Origin of the sequence: Massilia solisilvae, assembly GCF_024753215.1 — a bacterium.
Taxonomy (GTDB): domain Bacteria; phylum Pseudomonadota; class Gammaproteobacteria; order Burkholderiales; family Burkholderiaceae_D; genus Telluria; species Telluria solisilvae.
In genome coordinates, this window is record NZ_JANUGV010000002.1 from 489,495 (window position 1) to 503,372 (window position 13,878).

General features: G+C 69.2%; 13 protein-coding genes and 1 riboswitch. Of the genes, 7 read left to right on the forward strand and 6 right to left on the reverse strand.

All coding sequences use genetic code 11. The annotated features are described in order from the left end of the window. Positions 1 to 7 precede the first annotated feature (7 nt). Positions 8 to 928: an AAA family ATPase gene (locus NX773_RS10405; protein WP_258856259.1), complete on the reverse strand. Its 921-nt coding sequence runs from the start codon at positions 926 to 928 to the stop codon at positions 8 to 10. Positions 929 to 1,106: 178 nt separating this feature from the next. On the opposite strand from NX773_RS10405, the gene NX773_RS10410 reads away from it, so the two are divergent. After that, the gene (locus tag NX773_RS10410; RefSeq protein WP_258856260.1) at positions 1,107 to 2,036 is read left to right on the forward strand and encodes a histone deacetylase family protein; all 930 of its coding nucleotides are present in this window, start codon (positions 1,107 to 1,109) and stop codon (positions 2,034 to 2,036) included. Between the two features lie 61 nt (positions 2,037 to 2,097). On the opposite strand, the gene NX773_RS10415 is transcribed toward NX773_RS10410, so the two are convergent. Further along, complete coding sequence (locus tag NX773_RS10415; RefSeq protein WP_258856261.1) at positions 2,098 to 2,295, reverse strand: hypothetical protein; 198 nt, start codon at positions 2,293 to 2,295, stop codon at positions 2,098 to 2,100. A gap of 186 nt (positions 2,296 to 2,481) precedes the next feature. Here NX773_RS10415 and ylqF point away from each other — a divergent pair, with 186 nt between their 5' ends. Beyond that, on the forward strand, positions 2,482 to 3,438 hold the full coding sequence (gene ylqF / locus NX773_RS10420; RefSeq protein WP_258856262.1) for a ribosome biogenesis GTPase YlqF: 957 nt from the start codon (positions 2,482 to 2,484) through the stop codon (positions 3,436 to 3,438). A 57-nt stretch (positions 3,439 to 3,495) separates the two neighbouring features. On the opposite strand, the gene NX773_RS10425 is transcribed toward ylqF, so the two are convergent. Beyond that, entirely contained in the window at positions 3,496 to 4,152 is a 657-nt protein-coding gene (locus tag NX773_RS10425) for a TetR/AcrR family transcriptional regulator (RefSeq protein ID WP_258856263.1), read from the reverse strand. A gap of 77 nt (positions 4,153 to 4,229) precedes the next feature. On the opposite strand from NX773_RS10425, the gene NX773_RS10430 reads away from it, so the two are divergent. Next, positions 4,230 to 4,694 carry an ester cyclase gene (locus NX773_RS10430; RefSeq protein ID WP_258856264.1) on the forward strand — a complete coding sequence of 155 codons (465 nt, stop codon included), beginning with the start codon at positions 4,230 to 4,232 and terminating at the stop codon, positions 4,692 to 4,694. Between the two features lie 66 nt (positions 4,695 to 4,760). On the opposite strand, the gene NX773_RS10435 is transcribed toward NX773_RS10430, so the two are convergent. The 3 genes from NX773_RS10435 to NX773_RS10445 form a co-directional block, all read right to left on the reverse strand. Then, the gene (locus NX773_RS10435) at positions 4,761 to 5,576 is read right to left on the reverse strand and encodes a DODA-type extradiol aromatic ring-opening family dioxygenase (protein ID WP_258856265.1); all 816 of its coding nucleotides are present in this window, start codon (positions 5,574 to 5,576) and stop codon (positions 4,761 to 4,763) included. Between the two features lie 71 nt (positions 5,577 to 5,647). Beyond that, positions 5,648 to 6,559: a hypothetical protein gene (locus NX773_RS10440; protein WP_258856266.1), complete on the reverse strand. Its 912-nt coding sequence runs from the start codon at positions 6,557 to 6,559 to the stop codon at positions 5,648 to 5,650. Beyond that, on the reverse strand, positions 6,559 to 8,754 hold the full coding sequence (locus NX773_RS10445; RefSeq protein ID WP_258856267.1) for a M1 family metallopeptidase: 2,196 nt from the start codon (positions 8,752 to 8,754) through the stop codon (positions 6,559 to 6,561). The genes NX773_RS10440 and NX773_RS10445 overlap by 1 nt, the downstream gene beginning before the upstream one ends. A 124-nt stretch (positions 8,755 to 8,878) precedes the next feature. After that, positions 8,879 to 9,108: riboswitch (cobalamin riboswitch) on the forward strand. Positions 9,109 to 9,293: 185 nt separating this feature from the next. On the opposite strand from NX773_RS10445, the gene NX773_RS10450 reads away from it, so the two are divergent. The 4 genes from NX773_RS10450 to NX773_RS10465 are packed head-to-tail and all read left to right on the forward strand — an operon-like array spanning position 9,294 to position 13,855. Further along, the gene (locus tag NX773_RS10450) at positions 9,294 to 11,168 is read left to right on the forward strand and encodes a TonB-dependent receptor (protein ID WP_370662240.1); all 1,875 of its coding nucleotides are present in this window, start codon (positions 9,294 to 9,296) and stop codon (positions 11,166 to 11,168) included. Between the two features lie 7 nt (positions 11,169 to 11,175). Next, on the forward strand, positions 11,176 to 12,216 hold the full coding sequence (locus NX773_RS10455) for a FecCD family ABC transporter permease (RefSeq protein WP_258856269.1): 1,041 nt from the start codon (positions 11,176 to 11,178) through the stop codon (positions 12,214 to 12,216). Beyond that, positions 12,213 to 12,986 (forward strand): ABC transporter ATP-binding protein, encoded by a 774-nt coding sequence (locus tag NX773_RS10460; RefSeq protein ID WP_258856270.1) that lies wholly within the window; start codon positions 12,213 to 12,215, stop codon positions 12,984 to 12,986. The genes NX773_RS10455 and NX773_RS10460 overlap by 4 nt, the downstream gene beginning before the upstream one ends. Further along, on the forward strand, positions 12,983 to 13,855 hold the full coding sequence (locus NX773_RS10465; RefSeq protein WP_258856271.1) for a cobalamin-binding protein: 873 nt from the start codon (positions 12,983 to 12,985) through the stop codon (positions 13,853 to 13,855). The genes NX773_RS10460 and NX773_RS10465 overlap by 4 nt, the downstream gene beginning before the upstream one ends. The last annotated feature ends 23 nt before the right edge of the window (positions 13,856 to 13,878 follow it).

Consider the following 13,878-nt stretch of genomic DNA (forward strand, 5'->3'; position numbering starts at 1 on the left):
GGGGGCTTTACACCGGCACCGACTTTTGCAGCTGCAGCACCAGGTCGCGGCTGGCCAGCGCCATGCCATGCGCCGACTTGAGCGGCCGCAGGCGGTGCGCGCAGACCGGCACCAGCACGGCCTGGATGTCCTCGGGGATCACGTGGTCGCGGCCCTCCATCGCGGCCCAGGCGCGGCCGGCCTGCAGCAGCGCGATCGCGCCGCGCGGCGACAGCCCTTCGGCGAACAGGCCGCCCTGGCGCGATGCCTGCGCCAGCGCCTGAACGTAGTCGATCAGGCTGCTGGAGGTGTGCAGCTCGCGCAGCGATTGCTGGGCCGCGGCCAGCTCCTCGGGGTGCATCGCCGGCGCGATCGACTTGAGCATGCTCCTGCGGTCCTCGCCCATCAGGAGCGCACGCTCGGCCTGCGCGTCCGGGTAGCCCAGCGACAGGCACATCAAAAAGCGGTCCAGCTGCGACTCGGGCAGCGGGAAGGTGCCGACCTGGTGCGCCGGGTTCTGGGTGGCGATCACGAAGAACGGCTCGGGCAGCGCGCGCGTGACGCCGTCGGCGGTGACCTGGCGCTCCTCCATCGCTTCCAGCAGGCCCGACTGGGTCTTGGGCGTGGCGCGGTTGATCTCGTCGGCCAGCAGCACCTGGGTGAAGATCGGGCCCGGGTGGAACACGAAGCCGTTCTTTTCGCGCTCGTACACCGAAATGCCGGCCACGTCGGCCGGCAGCAGGTCGCTGGTGAACTGCACGCGGTTGAACTTCAGGCCCAGCGACAGCGCCAGCGCATGCGCCAGCGTGGTCTTGCCCACGCCGGGCAGGTCCTCAATCAGCAGGTGGCCGCCCGCCAGCAGGCAGGTCAGTGCCAGCCGCACCTGCTGGTCCTTGCCTACCACGATCTGGCTGATTTGCGTCGCACAAGCATGCAATTTATTGAACATGTATCGGTTCCGTCGATCCAAAGTGGGCTGCTGCCAATGTGCCAGGGCAGGATGCGGCATGGTAGATTACTGCTGGTAGCAATATTTTTAGCCTTTCTGTCATGCCCGTTCCGACAGATTCTATGCGAGAACCGTTGTTCCCGTGCACATGGATGAGCACGGGGCGCGGCACCACACGATGAGCACAGCAATTTACAGCCACCCCGACTGCCTGCGCCACGAAATGGGAGACTGGCACCCGGAGTGCCCGGGCCGCCTGCAGGCGATCGACGACCAGATCATCCTGGCGCGCCTGGAGGGCCTGTTCGAGCAGCGCAGCGCGCCGCTGGCCAGCCTGGAGGCGATCCGCCGCAACCACACCGATGACCTCATCGCGATGGTGCGCGACCACACGCCGCCGCCCGGCAACTACTACCCGATCGACGCCGACACGGCGCTGTGCCACGACAGTTACCAGGCCGCGCTGCGTGCCGCCGGGGCGGCCGTGGCGGCGACCGACGCGGTGATCGATCGCGAGATCGCCAACGCCTTCTGCTCGGTGCGCCCGCCGGGCCACCACGCACGGCCGGGCGCGTCGATGGGCTTCTGCCTGTTCAACAACGTCGCCATCGCGGCGCGCCACGCGCTCGACGTGCGGGGGCTGGAGCGGGTGGCCATCGTCGATTTCGACGTCCACCACGGCAACGGCACCGCCGAATCCTTCCAGGGCGACCCACGCGTGCTGATGGCCAGTTTTTTCGAGCACCCGTTCTATCCGTACACCGAACCCGAGCCGATCACCCCCACCTGCGTCAACGTGCCGTTGCCGGCGCGCAGCACCGGCGAGGCGGTGCGCAAGGTGGTGCAGGAGCAGTGGCTGCCGGCGCTGCATGCGTTCCGTCCGCAAATGATCTTCTTCTCGGCGGGCTTTGACGCGCACCGCGACGACGACATGGGCGGCATGGCGCTGGTGGAGGCGGACTATGCGTGGATTACGCGCCAGGTGATGCAGGTGGCAAAGGAGCACGCGCAGGGGCGCATCGTCAGCTGCCTGGAGGGCGGCTACAACCTGTCGGCGCTGGGCCGCAGCGTTGTCGCGCACCTGAAGGCGCTGGCCGAACTGGACTGACGGGGCGGGCAGGGCGCCCGCTCCCGGGTGCGCGCGGCGTGCGCGCGCGGCGCCGCCGTCGTCAGCGGTCGAGCGAAGCCTTTTGTGCCGGCGACAGCCGCTTGCCGGTGACGATCACCACGGGCACCTGGGCGCCGTCCAGGCCCGCCTGCGCCCGGGCCGCCTCGCCGTCGCCGCGGGGCTGCACCACCAGCGCCGCCGCGCAAATGAGGCCGAAACAGAGCATCAGCACCACTTCCATGTTCCTGAACATTTCCATTTTGCTCTCCTTGGCGAGGCACCCGGTCGGGCGGTAAGTCCAGTTTGCCTTTTAAGCATAGGATGTTTTTGCCCAAGATCAAGGAGAAACCTTACTCCTTAGCAACCAGGGCAAGGCGATGCCGGGGCGACGAGGCCGTCCGGGCATCGTAAAATAGCGGTTTGAACGAAGAAGCGAGAGCACAGCATGTCGATACAATGGTTTCCGGGTCATATGAACGCCGCGCGCAGGCAGGCGCAGGAGCAGATGGCCAGCACCGACCTGGTGATCGAGGTGCTCGACGCGCGCCTGCCCGAAGCAAGCCGCAACCCGATGGTCGAGGAGCTGCGCAAGCAGCGCAGCCGGCCTTGCCTGAAGGTGCTCAACAAGGCCGACCTGGCCGACCCGGTGGTCACCGCCGCGTGGAGCGCTTTCTACGACGCCCAGGATGGCGTGACCGCGTACGCGATGACGACCAAGAAGCCGGCCGACGTCGCGCGCATCCCCGACATGTGCAAGAAGCTGGCCCCGCACCGCGGCACGGCCGAAAAGCCGCTGCGCATCATGATCATGGGGATCCCCAACGTCGGCAAATCGACGCTGATGAACGCGCTGCTCAAGAAGCGGGTGGCCAAGGTGGGCGACGAACCGGCCGTGACGAAAGCGCAGCAGAAGCTCTACCTGGGGCAGAACATCGTGCTGGTCGATACGCCGGGCATGCTGTGGCCGAAGATCGAGATGGCCAGCGACGGCCTGATGCTGGCGGCCAGCCACGCGATCGGCTCGAACGCGCTGATCGAGGAAGAGGTGGCCGAGTTCCTGGCCGGGGTGCTGCTGGCGCGCTATCCGCAGCTGCTGGCGGCGCGCTATGGCCTGAAGACCGAGGGCATGGACAACGTGGCCGTGATCGAAGGCGTGGCCGCGCGGCGCGGTTTTCGCGTGCGCGGCGGAGAGTTCGACTACGAGAAGGCATCGCACACGCTGCTGCAGGACTACCGCACCGGGGCGCTCGGGCGCATCAGCCTGGAGACGCCGGAAACCCGCGCCGTGGCACTGGCGCGCCACCAGCAAGAGGTGGCGGAGCAGGAGCGCATCGCGGCCGAAAAGGCGGCCCAGCGCGCGGCCGATGCGGCGCGCGGCAAGCGCGGGTCGGTGCAGGAATAGCCGTTGGCCCCGGCGCGCCCGCGCCTTGACCAGCATCCCCGCGGTGGCGGATGTTCGCTAGCGCTTGCCGGATCGCTCGCGGGCTTCGGCAAGCGCCTGCCGTACCAGGGCCTGCGCGGCCCAGCCACAGGCCGCGAGCGCCTCATCGACACTGGCGCCGGCCACATCGCGTAGCGACAGCGCCGCCTCCGTTCCCATCACCGTGGCCAACGCATGGGCCAGCCGGCGGCGCGCCGCCGGCGTCAACTCGCCCTTCAATGAATCGACGATCGGACCGATGTACTGCATTCGCCGCGCAGGCCGTGGCGGGCGCGATTGCTGCGGGTTGTCCAACCATGCGGACATGAACGAACGCTCGACCGCGTGCAGTCCCACCTCATCGTCGAGCAACAGCTTGTTCATGGTGCGCGCCGCGCGGGCGGCCATCTCGGCCGGATCGTCTTGCCCGGGACTGCAGAAGCTTTCCAGCGCGGGCACTGCCCGTTCGAACATCGCGTCGCTGATCAGGTCCTCCACCGAAGAGTAGTAGCGATAAGCCGTGGCACGGGACACCATTGCGCGCTCGGCCACTTCGGGGAAGCTGGGCTTGCGGCCGCCCTCGCAGAGCGCGAGCGCCGCCTCGATGAGCGCGCGCCGCGTGCGCCGGCGTTGATTGGCGCGGCCTTCCCCGGCCGCTGCGGGAACACTGTCCCCACTTGACGTATTCGAATTCATAAGTTCATAATGAGACAAGCGTCTCATAAATAGAGTACAGTCTCATTATACTTCATTCACGTCAAGAGAGGAGCACCATGGAACAGACTACCAGGGAGCAGTTCGATCGGATGATTGATCGCCATTTCCGCTTCGAGGCGGAGGACGACGTCGAGGGCGTGCTCAGTACGATGGTCCCGGAGGTCGAGCATGACGTGGTGGGCTCGCCCACCGGTCCGCTGCATGGCAGGGCGCAGGCACGCGGTTTCTACGACGCGCTGTTTGCTGACCTTTCCGGCGAGAAGGTGACGTCGCTGCGACGCTACTACGGGCCGGACTTTGTCGTCGACGAGAGCCTGTGGGAAGGGACTGCGCCGGGAACGCCGTTCGGCATTCCCGGCAGCGGCCGCCGCTTGAGCTTTCGCCTGCTGCACGTGTTCGACATGGATCCAAGCGGTCTGATCCGGCGCGAGAACGTGTGGATCGATCTTGCCTCGATCATGCAGCAGCTGGGCGCCACCCCGGCTGCGGCGGCTACTGCGCAGGACGGAGCGTGTCCATAACGGGCAATGCGCGCAGCCGCGCTTGCGAGCGGGGGCGCAAGGACGCGCCGTGGCCGGTGGCAGTTCCTACGCCGTCGCCGCGCCAAACCTGAAGCTCGACACCGCCAGGCTCCCGAAGAAGTCATCTTCGTGGTACACCAGCGCCGCCGGCTCCTGCTCGGCCGCGCCGAGCGCCACCATCAGCGGCATCAGGTGATCCTCGCGCGGGTGCGCCGCGCGCGCGCCCGGCGCCTCGTTCCAGTGCAGCAGCGCGGCGCTGCGCTCTTGCGGCGGCAAGTCGAGCATCGCATGGCGCAGCCAGCCGTCGAACGCGTGCGACGCCGCCTGGCCGCTTGGCCCGAACTGGCGCAGGTTGTGGAACGACAGCCCGCTGCCGATGATCAGCACGCCCTCATCCCTGAGCGGCGCCAGCGCGCGCCCGGCCTGGATGTGTTCGAGCGGGTCGTAGCCGTGGCGGATCGACACCTGCACCACCGGCATGTCCGCCTCGGGATAAATCGGGTACAGCATCGAGAAGGTGCCGTGGTCGAAGCCGCGCTGCGGATCGACCCCGCTGGTCAGGCCGCTGGCCGCCAGCAGCGCCGCCGCCCGTTCGGCCAGTTGCGGCTGTCCCGGCGCCGGGTAGCGGATCTGGTAGGTGTGCGGCGGGAAGCCGCCGTAGTCGTAGATCATGCCCGGCGCGTCGCCGGACGAGGCCAGATAGCCCGCCGCCTCCCAGTGGCTGGTCACCACCAGCACGGCTTTCGGCCGCGCGCCGACCTGGCGCTTGATGTCCACGAGCGAGGCCTCGAGCTTGTCGTAGGCGTGGCCGAACTGGTCCTTCATCCACGGCCACGGGCCGCCGCCGTGGGACACGAAATAGGTGGGAAAGCGGGTGGTCATGTGCTTGGCTCCTTTGGTTGCACCCTCATCTTAGCCCAAGACCTGCCGCGCCGCTTTTCCCTGCCGCGTTTTCAGCCGCGCTTGTCGCGCACCAGCTCGAGCATGGCGAACAGGCGCGCGCAGCGCATCCATGCGATCGCCACCACCGCAAGCTGGGTCAGCACGAAGGCGCCGATGAAGCCGCCGATCCCCAGCGGCGGCACGTTCAGCCGCGCGATGGCCAGCAGCGCGGCCAGCGCCAGGCCCGCGACGGTGATGCCGAGGTAGCTGCCGAGCGTGGCCAGCGGGCGGCGCAGCAGCAGCTTCAAGCCCTGCCACCATGCCTTGACCGCCGACCTGCGGCGCCGGTCGCTGGCGAGCACCGCGCGGCCGGCGTCCAGGCTGGCATCGGCCAGCGCGAACAGCAGCGCGGCCACCGCGATCGCGGTCATTTGCGCGTGGTTCGCCGACGATTCCAGGATCGCGCTCTCGCCATATTTCTTTGCGGCGGTGAAGGCGATGCCGGCCAGGCCGCCCATGAGTGCGAGCGGCACCACGGCCCACACCAGCATGCGCAGCAGGCGCATGTATTCCTGCACCCCGCCCGCGAGCAGCGCGCCAAAGCCGGGCTGCTGCGGTGCGCGCGCGGCGTGCATCGCCATGCCCGACAGCAGCGGCGAGAGCAGCAGCGTGAGCAGCAGGGCCAGCAGGTTGCCGTTGCCGATGCCGGTGCCGGCGCGCGAGTTGGCCGTCATCAGGTCTTCGATCACGGTCAGGTCGAGGCCGGCGGCGAGCTCGGACGCGTGCACCGAGTGGTCGAGCGCAGCCGAGAGCAGCTGCCACACGGGCAGGGTGGACACGGCGGCCGGCACCAGCAGCAGGCCGGCCCACCACGCCAGCAAACGCCACTGCAGGGCAGAGCGCGCGGCGCGCACGGCGGTCGCGGCGCGGTAGCCGGCCACAGGCGCGGCGGCAGTCGGAGCGGATTGGATGGCAGTGTTCATCATACGGTCGCGATCAGGGAAAGGAGGAATTGGACAAGCGCCGCAAACTCGCTGCTCCAGCGGCGCGATGCGCTGCCGTCGGCCCTGGTGGTGCGGCTGTCATCGAGCTTGCTGGCGTCCAGGTAGTGGCGGCGCTGCGGATCGAGTTCGGCCGATACCGCCTTCGCCGGCTTGACCCACGTGAACCTGTGCCACTTCTCGTCGGCGTTCCACTGCACGGTTTCGCTGCTGCCGTCCGCGAACTTGACGAGCAGGGTTTGCGGCACGGTGGCGGCGTACCTGCGCACGGTGACGGTGGTACGGAACGGGAACGGGCCTGTCCCTTCCTTCGCGCCCGGGTGCGACTTTTTCCACGCGCGGCGCTCGTCCTCGACCTGCTTGTCCACGTCATGGCCGGTCGATTCGAGCCATTTGCCGGCGACGCTGCGCGTCCCCGGCTGCGGCAATTCCTCTTCGCTTGCCAGGCTGGTGACGCGGTCGTCGATTTTGGTCACGCCGTACACCTGCTGCGCGAATACCTGCTCGACGGCCTCGCGCTGGCCGCTTGCTTCGGCCAGCGTCTCGCGCAGATCGGCGATGCTGGGGTGGCGGAACTTCCAGCGCCGGTAGTATTCCTTGAATGCGCGCTCGAGCGCCGGCTTGCCGATGCGCTCCTCCAGGTCGCGCATCATGGTCGCGGTGCGATGGTAGACCGGCCCGATGCCATGCAGCCGGTCCCACGCGTTGCGGCCCAGCGCGTCGGCCGGCTCCGCGGTCGTCGCGATGCCGCGCTCGTAGTCGAACGGCTTGAACCTGGGGGCGAAGCCGAGCGCCTTGAGCAGCGGCGTGGTCAGGTGCATCGCCTGGCCGCGCTCGCGCACCATGCGCATGTCCCAGTACTCGTTCAGGCCTTCGTCCAGCATCGGCTCCTCGAACTCATTGGAGGCCAGGATGCCGTAGAAGTAGCCGTGGCCGAACTCGTGGATGGTCACGAAGTCGAGCGCGCCCGCGGCAAAAGTGTCCGGCTCGACCCCGGCGTAGCCCTCGGCGGTGAAGAAGGTCGGGTATTCCATGCCGCCTGCCTCGGTCGCGTTATACGGCGGGATCACCACGGTCAGCGTCTTGTACGGGTAGGGGCCGAGCGTGGTCGAAAAATAGGTGAGCGAGTCCTTGGCCGCCTTCAGCGCCGGCGCCGCGCTGGCCGCGTATTCGGGCGGGTAGAGCACCCTGATCGCGACCCTGGGGCTGCCCGGGCCGGTCCAGCTGTCTTCCAGCGGCGTGGCGCTGCGCTTGTCGGCGGTCCAGGCGAAGTCGTGCACGTCGTCCTGCACGTAGCGGTGGGTGCGCATGCCGTCCTTGTCGACGGGCGCGCCCTGCAGCTCGCCGGTGGCGCCCACCACGTACTCCTTCGGCGCGGTGATGCGCACGTCGTAGCTGCCGAAGTCGGCGTAGAACTCCGAGGTCAGGTGAAACTCGTGCACGTTCCAGCGGGGCGCGGTGGCGCCGCGTTCGCCCGGCAGTTCCAGCACGCCGATTTTCGGGAACCACTGGCCCACCAGGTGGAAGCTGCCGAAGTAGCCGGTGCGCGCAATCACGCGCGGCAGCTGGGTGGTGAAGTCGATGTCCAGCGTGGTCGAAGCGCCGGCTTTCACCGGCTGCGGCAGGTCCAGCCGCACCACGGTGTGGTCGCTGGCCGGGCCGTTGTCGGGATGGACGAACTGCCACGCCACCCTGGCGCCGCCCTGCGCCACGGCGTCCAGCGCAATGTGGCCCCATTCGCCTTTCTTGGGCTGCACGTCGGTGCGAAAGCCCGTGTCCAGGTTGCGCATCTCGGTGAAGAACGTGCTGTTCCTGCCTTCGAACGCGTTCATGTACAGGTGCAGGTACACGCTCCTGACCTCGGACTGGCTGCGGTTGCGCCAGGTGAGCTTCTCCTTGCCCGCGACGATGTGGCGCTCGGGATCGAGGGTGGCGTCGATGTCGTAGCGCACCACCCGGTCCGACAGGGTGGGCTCGGCCCCGGTGCGCGGGCCGCCCCAGGCGTTGGGCGCGCTGGGCGCCGCGACCGAGGAAGCGCCCGGCGCGGCGAGCGCGATGGCGTCAAGGGGCGCGCCGGCCGGCTGCGCCGGCGTCCCCGTTTCATGCACCACGGCCGCAGCCGCAAGGGCGGACGCCAGCAGCAGGGCCGCCAGCGGCAGGTGTGTGCTTCTCCTCATGCATCCTCCAGTCCAGGTCATTGTTCTTATTCCGGCAACTATAGCCGCATTGATAACAAACTGGCAATGACTTGACCTGGTTGGGGAAAACCGCCGTCCGCCGACGGCATGTGCCTTGTTAGGCTTATAATCTCGCTGTTCTGGTGCCCGCACGCGTGGCCACGCGTGCAGTTAAACGGGAAACACGAAGCCCCTGCCACCCGCAGGCGGCCAACGTGTGCTGCCCCCGCAACGGTAAACAAGCGTCGCCGCACGCCGGCGACTGGCCGTCTCGTACACCACTGTGCGTTTGCATAGGAAGGTGAGGCGGTCTGACTTGCGAGCCCGGATACCGGCCAGGACAGGTGGAAGCGCGCCACGCGCGTCTTTCGTTGAATCCGCCTCTGCGGGGACGCAGAGAGGATGCATCTCTTTTCATTGAAATCGCTATGAGTATTCGTGTTGCCCCGTGCGCCGCACCGGCTGTCAAACCGCTCGCGCTTGCCTGCGCCATCTCTCTTTGCCTCAATGCTGCCAGCGCCTTCGCGCAGGAACAAGGCGTGCCTTCGGTCTTCGTGTCCGGCGCGCGCTTTGCCAGCGATCCGGCGCTCGCGCCGATCGGCGCCACCGTGATCACCGCCGCGGACATTCGCCGCGCCGGCGCGGGCAACGTCAACGAAGCGATCCGCAAGATCGGCGGCGTGTATGGCCGCCAGAGCCTGGACGGCTCGCCCGACTTTGCGCTCGACCTGCGCGGCTTTGGCGCCAACAGCAGCGAGAACCTGGTGGTGATGGTCGATGGCGTGCGCCTGTCCGAGAACGAACTGGCCAGCGCGGTGCTGTCCACGATCCCGGTGGACAGCGTCGAGCGCATCGAGATCACGCGCGGCGGCAGCAGCGTGCTGTACGGCGACGGCGCGACCGGCGGCGTGATCCAGGTCTTCACCCGGACCGGCGCGCGCCAGGGCGTGCACGGCTCGGGCACGGCGACCGCCGGCCAGTTCGACGCGCATGACCTGCGCGTCAACCTGTCGGCGGGCCTGGGCAAGCTGACGCTCGACGGCGCCGCCGGCAAGCAGGAGTCCGACAACTACCGCGCCAACAGCCGCTTCACGCAGGCCAATTTCGCCGGCGGCGCGCAGTACGCCTATGAGGGCGGCCGCTTCGGCGTGCGCGTCGAGTCCGCGCGCCAGGAGTCGCGCCTGCCCGGTTCGCTCACCGAGGCCCAGTTCAAGGCCGATCCGCGCCAAAGCGGCACGCCCAACGATTTCGGCTCGCTCGATACCGACCGCGTGACCGCGTTCGCCGAGCACCGCATCGGCGACACCGAGCTGGCCGCCGAACTGTCGCACCGCGAGAAGACCGTCAAGGCCGCGTATGAATACAACTACGGCGGCGTGTCGGGCTTTTCGCGCGTGAAGTACGACAGCCGCCAGACCCAGTTTTCGCCGCGCGTGCGCCAGCTGTCCGACCTGGCCGGCATGCGCAACGAGCTGGTCGCCGGCGTGGACCTGATCCGCTGGAACCGCAAGACCGCGTCCGATTTTTCGCTGGCCGACGCCAGCCAGGACTCCAAGGCCATCTACGTGCGCGATGAGATCCGCTGGGATCCGCAGCACAACGGCCGCCTGGCCGTGGGCGCGCGCCGCGAAGTGTTCGACAAGGATTACGTGGACCCGCTGGGCATGTCCAGCGCCAAGGAGAGCAGCGCGCAGGCGCAGAACGCATGGGACGCGCAAGCCAGCTACAGCGTGCTGCCGGGCGTGGGCCTGCATGCCAAGGCAGGGCAGAGCTACCGCATGCCCAACGTGGACGAGAACAGCTACCGCGCCAGCGCGAGCGTGCTCAAGGCGCAGACTTCGCATGACCTGGAGCTGGGCGCGACCTTCGGCAGCGCGGCCAACGAACTGGCCGTGCGCCTGTTCCGCCACCAGCTGAAGAACGAGATCTTCTTCGACCCGACCATCGGCTGGGGTACCAACACCAACCTCGACCCGACCCGCCGCCAGGGTGTCGAGATCGATGCGCAAACCGTGATTGCGGCCGGCTGGCGCGCCAGCGCGCACCTGCAGCACGTGAACGCGACCTTCACCGACGGCCCCAACGACGGCCGTGAAATGGTGCTGGTGCCGCGCAACGTGATCTCGGCGCGCCTGGCCTGGGTGCCGGGCGACGGGCAAACTGCGGACCTGGGTGCGCAGTGGGTGTCGAGCCAGCGCTTTGGCAACGACTTCACCAACAGCTGTGCCGCGCGCATCCCGTCCTACGCGACGCTGGACGCCCGTTACGCGCGCAAGCTCGGTCCGTGGGAACTGGCGCTGGCAGGCAGCAACCTGGCTGACCGCAAGTACTACAGCAATGCGTTCGGCTGCCAGTCCGGCATCTACCCGAGCGACGGCCGCCAGCTGAAGCTGTCGGCGCGTTACGACTTCTAAGGTCGTCATGCCCACCCAGCGTGCATCCGAACGGGCGCGGCGCCAGCGCATGGTGCTGGCGCTGCTGGCCGCCTGCGCGGTCGCGTCGCTGGCGCTGGCCGGCATCGCCGGTTCGGTCGCGCTGCCGCTGTCCGAGCTGCCTGCGGCCCTGCTGGGCGTGGTCACCGGCAAGGTCGAGGGAATGGCCGCCAGCCTGCTCGACCTGCGCCTGGGCCGCGCCAGCAGCGCGTTCGCGACCGGCGCCGCGCTGTCGCTGGCCGGGGTGATGATGCAGGCGCTGGTGCGCAATCCCCTGGCCGACCCCTACGTGCTCGGCATCTCCAGCGGGGCGGCGGTCGGCGCCCTGGGCGCGCTGTTCGTCGGCGCGGCGCTGTGGGCGGTGGACCTGGGCGCGCTTGTCGGCGCGGCCGGCATCTCGCTGCTGCTGTACGCGCTCGCGCGGCGCGACCTGGGCGGCGCGGCCCAGCGCGACGTGGCCGGCGACAGCGGCATCCTGCTGCTCACCGGCGTGGTGCTGGCCTCGGGCAGCATGGCGCTGGTCACGCTGCTGCTGTCGATCGCGCCGGAATCGCGCCTGCGCGGCATGGTGTTCTGGATGATCGGCGACCTGGGCGGCGCCAGCTGGCGCGTGCTGCCCTGGCTGGTGCTCTTCGGCGCGCTTGCGCTGGCGCAGCGCCGCGCGCGCGCGCTCAACGTGATGGCGCTGCACGCCGACGGCGCAGCCGCGCTCGGGGTGGACGTGGGCGGGCTGCGGCGCTTCCTGTTCGCCTGCTCGGGCATGCTCACCGCCAGCGCCGTGACCACCGGCGGCAGCATCGGCTTCGTTGGCCTGGTGGTGCCGCACGCCTGCCGGCTGGCGCTTGGCGCGGACCACCGGCTGCTGCTGCCGGCCGCCGCGCTGGCCGGCGGCAGCTTCCTTGTCGTCGCCGACACGCTGGCGCGCACCGTCCTCGCGCCGCAGCAGTTGCCGGTCGGGGTCATCACCTCGCTGATCGGCGTCCCCGTCTTTTTGCTGCAGCTGCACCGGCTGCACCTGCGCCGGCCATGATCGAGACCGTCAACCTGTCGCTCAAGGCCGGCGGCCGCCTGCTGCTGGAGAACCTCAACTGGCGCGCGCAACCGGGCCAGGCCTGGTCCGTGATCGGCCCCAACGGCGCCGGCAAAAGCACCTTGCTGCGCGCGCTGGCGGGCCTGCGCGCGCCCGACGGCGGGCAGGTGCGCCTGAACGGCCGGCCGCTGACGGAGTGGAAGCTGGGCGAACTGGCGCGCGAGCGAGCCTGGCTGCCGCAGGCGCGCGGCGATGCGTTCGCCTACAGCGTGATCGATACCGTGCTCGTGGCGCGCCACCCGTACCAGGGCGGACGTGACTGGGAGAGCGCGGAAGACATCGACGCGGCCGGGCGCGCGCTGGCGCTGCTGGACGTGGCGCACCTGGCCGAGCGCGACGTGCGCACGCTCTCGGGCGGCGAGCGCCAGCGCGTGGCGCTGGCGGCACTGCTGGCGCAGGACACGCCGCTGCTGCTGCTCGACGAACCCACCAGCGCGCTCGACCTGGCGCACGCGGTCGGCGTGACCGATCTGCTGGCGCTGCTGTGCCGCGAGCAGGACCGGATCGTGGTCCAGGTCGGCCACGACCTGAACCAGGCCTGGGCCGGATCGACCCACGCGCTGCTGCTGCTCAAGGACGGCCGCTGGCGCGCCGGCCCGGTGGCCGAGGTGATGCGTCCCGAGCTCCTGACCGCCTGCCTGGGCCATCCGGTGGTGGCGGTGCCGCACCAGGGACGCACCATTTTCATTCCCGAAGCGAGGAACACATGAAGAAGATCCTGCTGGCGCTGCTGCTGGCCGCCGGCGCCGCGCGCGCGCAAGTGAGCGTGGTGGACGACACCGGCGCCAGGGTCACGCTGGCGCGCCCGGCGCAGCGCGTGATCTCGATGGCGCCCAACCTGACCGAGCTGCTGTTCGCGGCCGGCGGGGGAGGGCGCATCGTGGGCGCCATGAACTACAGCGATTACCCGCCCGAGGCGAAGTCGATCCCGTCGGTCGGATCTAACAGCCAGATCGACCTGGAGCGCGTGCTCGCGCTCAAGCCCGACCTCATCATCGTCTGGGAGAGCGGCAACACCGCGCGCCAGATCGAGCAGCTGGCGCGGCTTGGCATCCCGGTCTTTCACAGCGAGCCGAAGAAGCTCGAGCAGGTCGCCACCAGCATCGAGCGCTTCGGCGCGCTGCTGGGCACCGGCGACAAGGCGCAGGCTGCGGCGCGCGACTATCGCGCCAAAATCGCGCTGCTGGCCCGCCGCTACGGCCGCGCCGCGCCGGTGCGCGTGTTCTACCAGGTCTGGGACCGGCCGCTCTACACCCTCAACGACCAGCAGATCGTGAGCGACGCGATCCGCACCTGCGGCGGGCACAATGTATTCGGCAAGTTGCCGGTGATCGCGCCCGAGGTGAGCGTGGAAGCGGTGCTGGCGCAGGACCCGGAAGCGATCATCGCCGGCGACGAGCACGCGCCGGGCGACCGCGGGGTGGGCATGTGGAAGCCGTACGGCGCGCTGACCGCGGTCCGGCGCGGCAACCTGTTCACGCTCGATGGCGAGCTGCTGACCCGCCCGGGCCCGCGCACCGCCGATGGCGCGGCCCGGCTGTGCGAGGTGCTCGACCAGGCGCGTCGCCGCCGGCCTTAAACCAGGCTTAAGTGGCGCAACCA

What these genes read in the sequence shown, in the direction of transcription:
- NX773_RS10405 (WP_258856259.1), bottom strand. Translation starts at nt 928, where the DNA reads ATGTTCAATAAATTGCATGCTTGTGCGACGCAAATCAGCCAGATCGTG.
- NX773_RS10410 (WP_258856260.1), top strand. Translation starts at nt 1,107, where the DNA reads ATGAGCACAGCAATTTACAGCCACCCCGACTGCCTGCGCCACGAAATG.
- NX773_RS10415 (WP_258856261.1), bottom strand. Translation starts at nt 2,295, where the DNA reads ATGGAAATGTTCAGGAACATGGAAGTGGTGCTGATGCTCTGTTTCGGC.
- ylqF (WP_258856262.1), top strand. Translation starts at nt 2,482, where the DNA reads ATGTCGATACAATGGTTTCCGGGTCATATGAACGCCGCGCGCAGGCAG.
- NX773_RS10425 (WP_258856263.1), bottom strand. Translation starts at nt 4,152, where the DNA reads ATGAATTCGAATACGTCAAGTGGGGACAGTGTTCCCGCAGCGGCCGGG.
- NX773_RS10430 (WP_258856264.1), top strand. Translation starts at nt 4,230, where the DNA reads ATGGAACAGACTACCAGGGAGCAGTTCGATCGGATGATTGATCGCCAT.
- NX773_RS10435 (WP_258856265.1), bottom strand. Translation starts at nt 5,576, where the DNA reads ATGACCACCCGCTTTCCCACCTATTTCGTGTCCCACGGCGGCGGCCCG.
- NX773_RS10440 (WP_258856266.1), bottom strand. Translation starts at nt 6,559, where the DNA reads ATGAACACTGCCATCCAATCCGCTCCGACTGCCGCCGCGCCTGTGGCC.
- NX773_RS10445 (WP_258856267.1), bottom strand. Translation starts at nt 8,754, where the DNA reads ATGAGGAGAAGCACACACCTGCCGCTGGCGGCCCTGCTGCTGGCGTCC.
- NX773_RS10455 (WP_258856269.1), top strand. Translation starts at nt 11,176, where the DNA reads ATGCCCACCCAGCGTGCATCCGAACGGGCGCGGCGCCAGCGCATGGTG.
- NX773_RS10460 (WP_258856270.1), top strand. Translation starts at nt 12,213, where the DNA reads ATGATCGAGACCGTCAACCTGTCGCTCAAGGCCGGCGGCCGCCTGCTG.
- NX773_RS10465 (WP_258856271.1), top strand. Translation starts at nt 12,983, where the DNA reads ATGAAGAAGATCCTGCTGGCGCTGCTGCTGGCCGCCGGCGCCGCGCGC.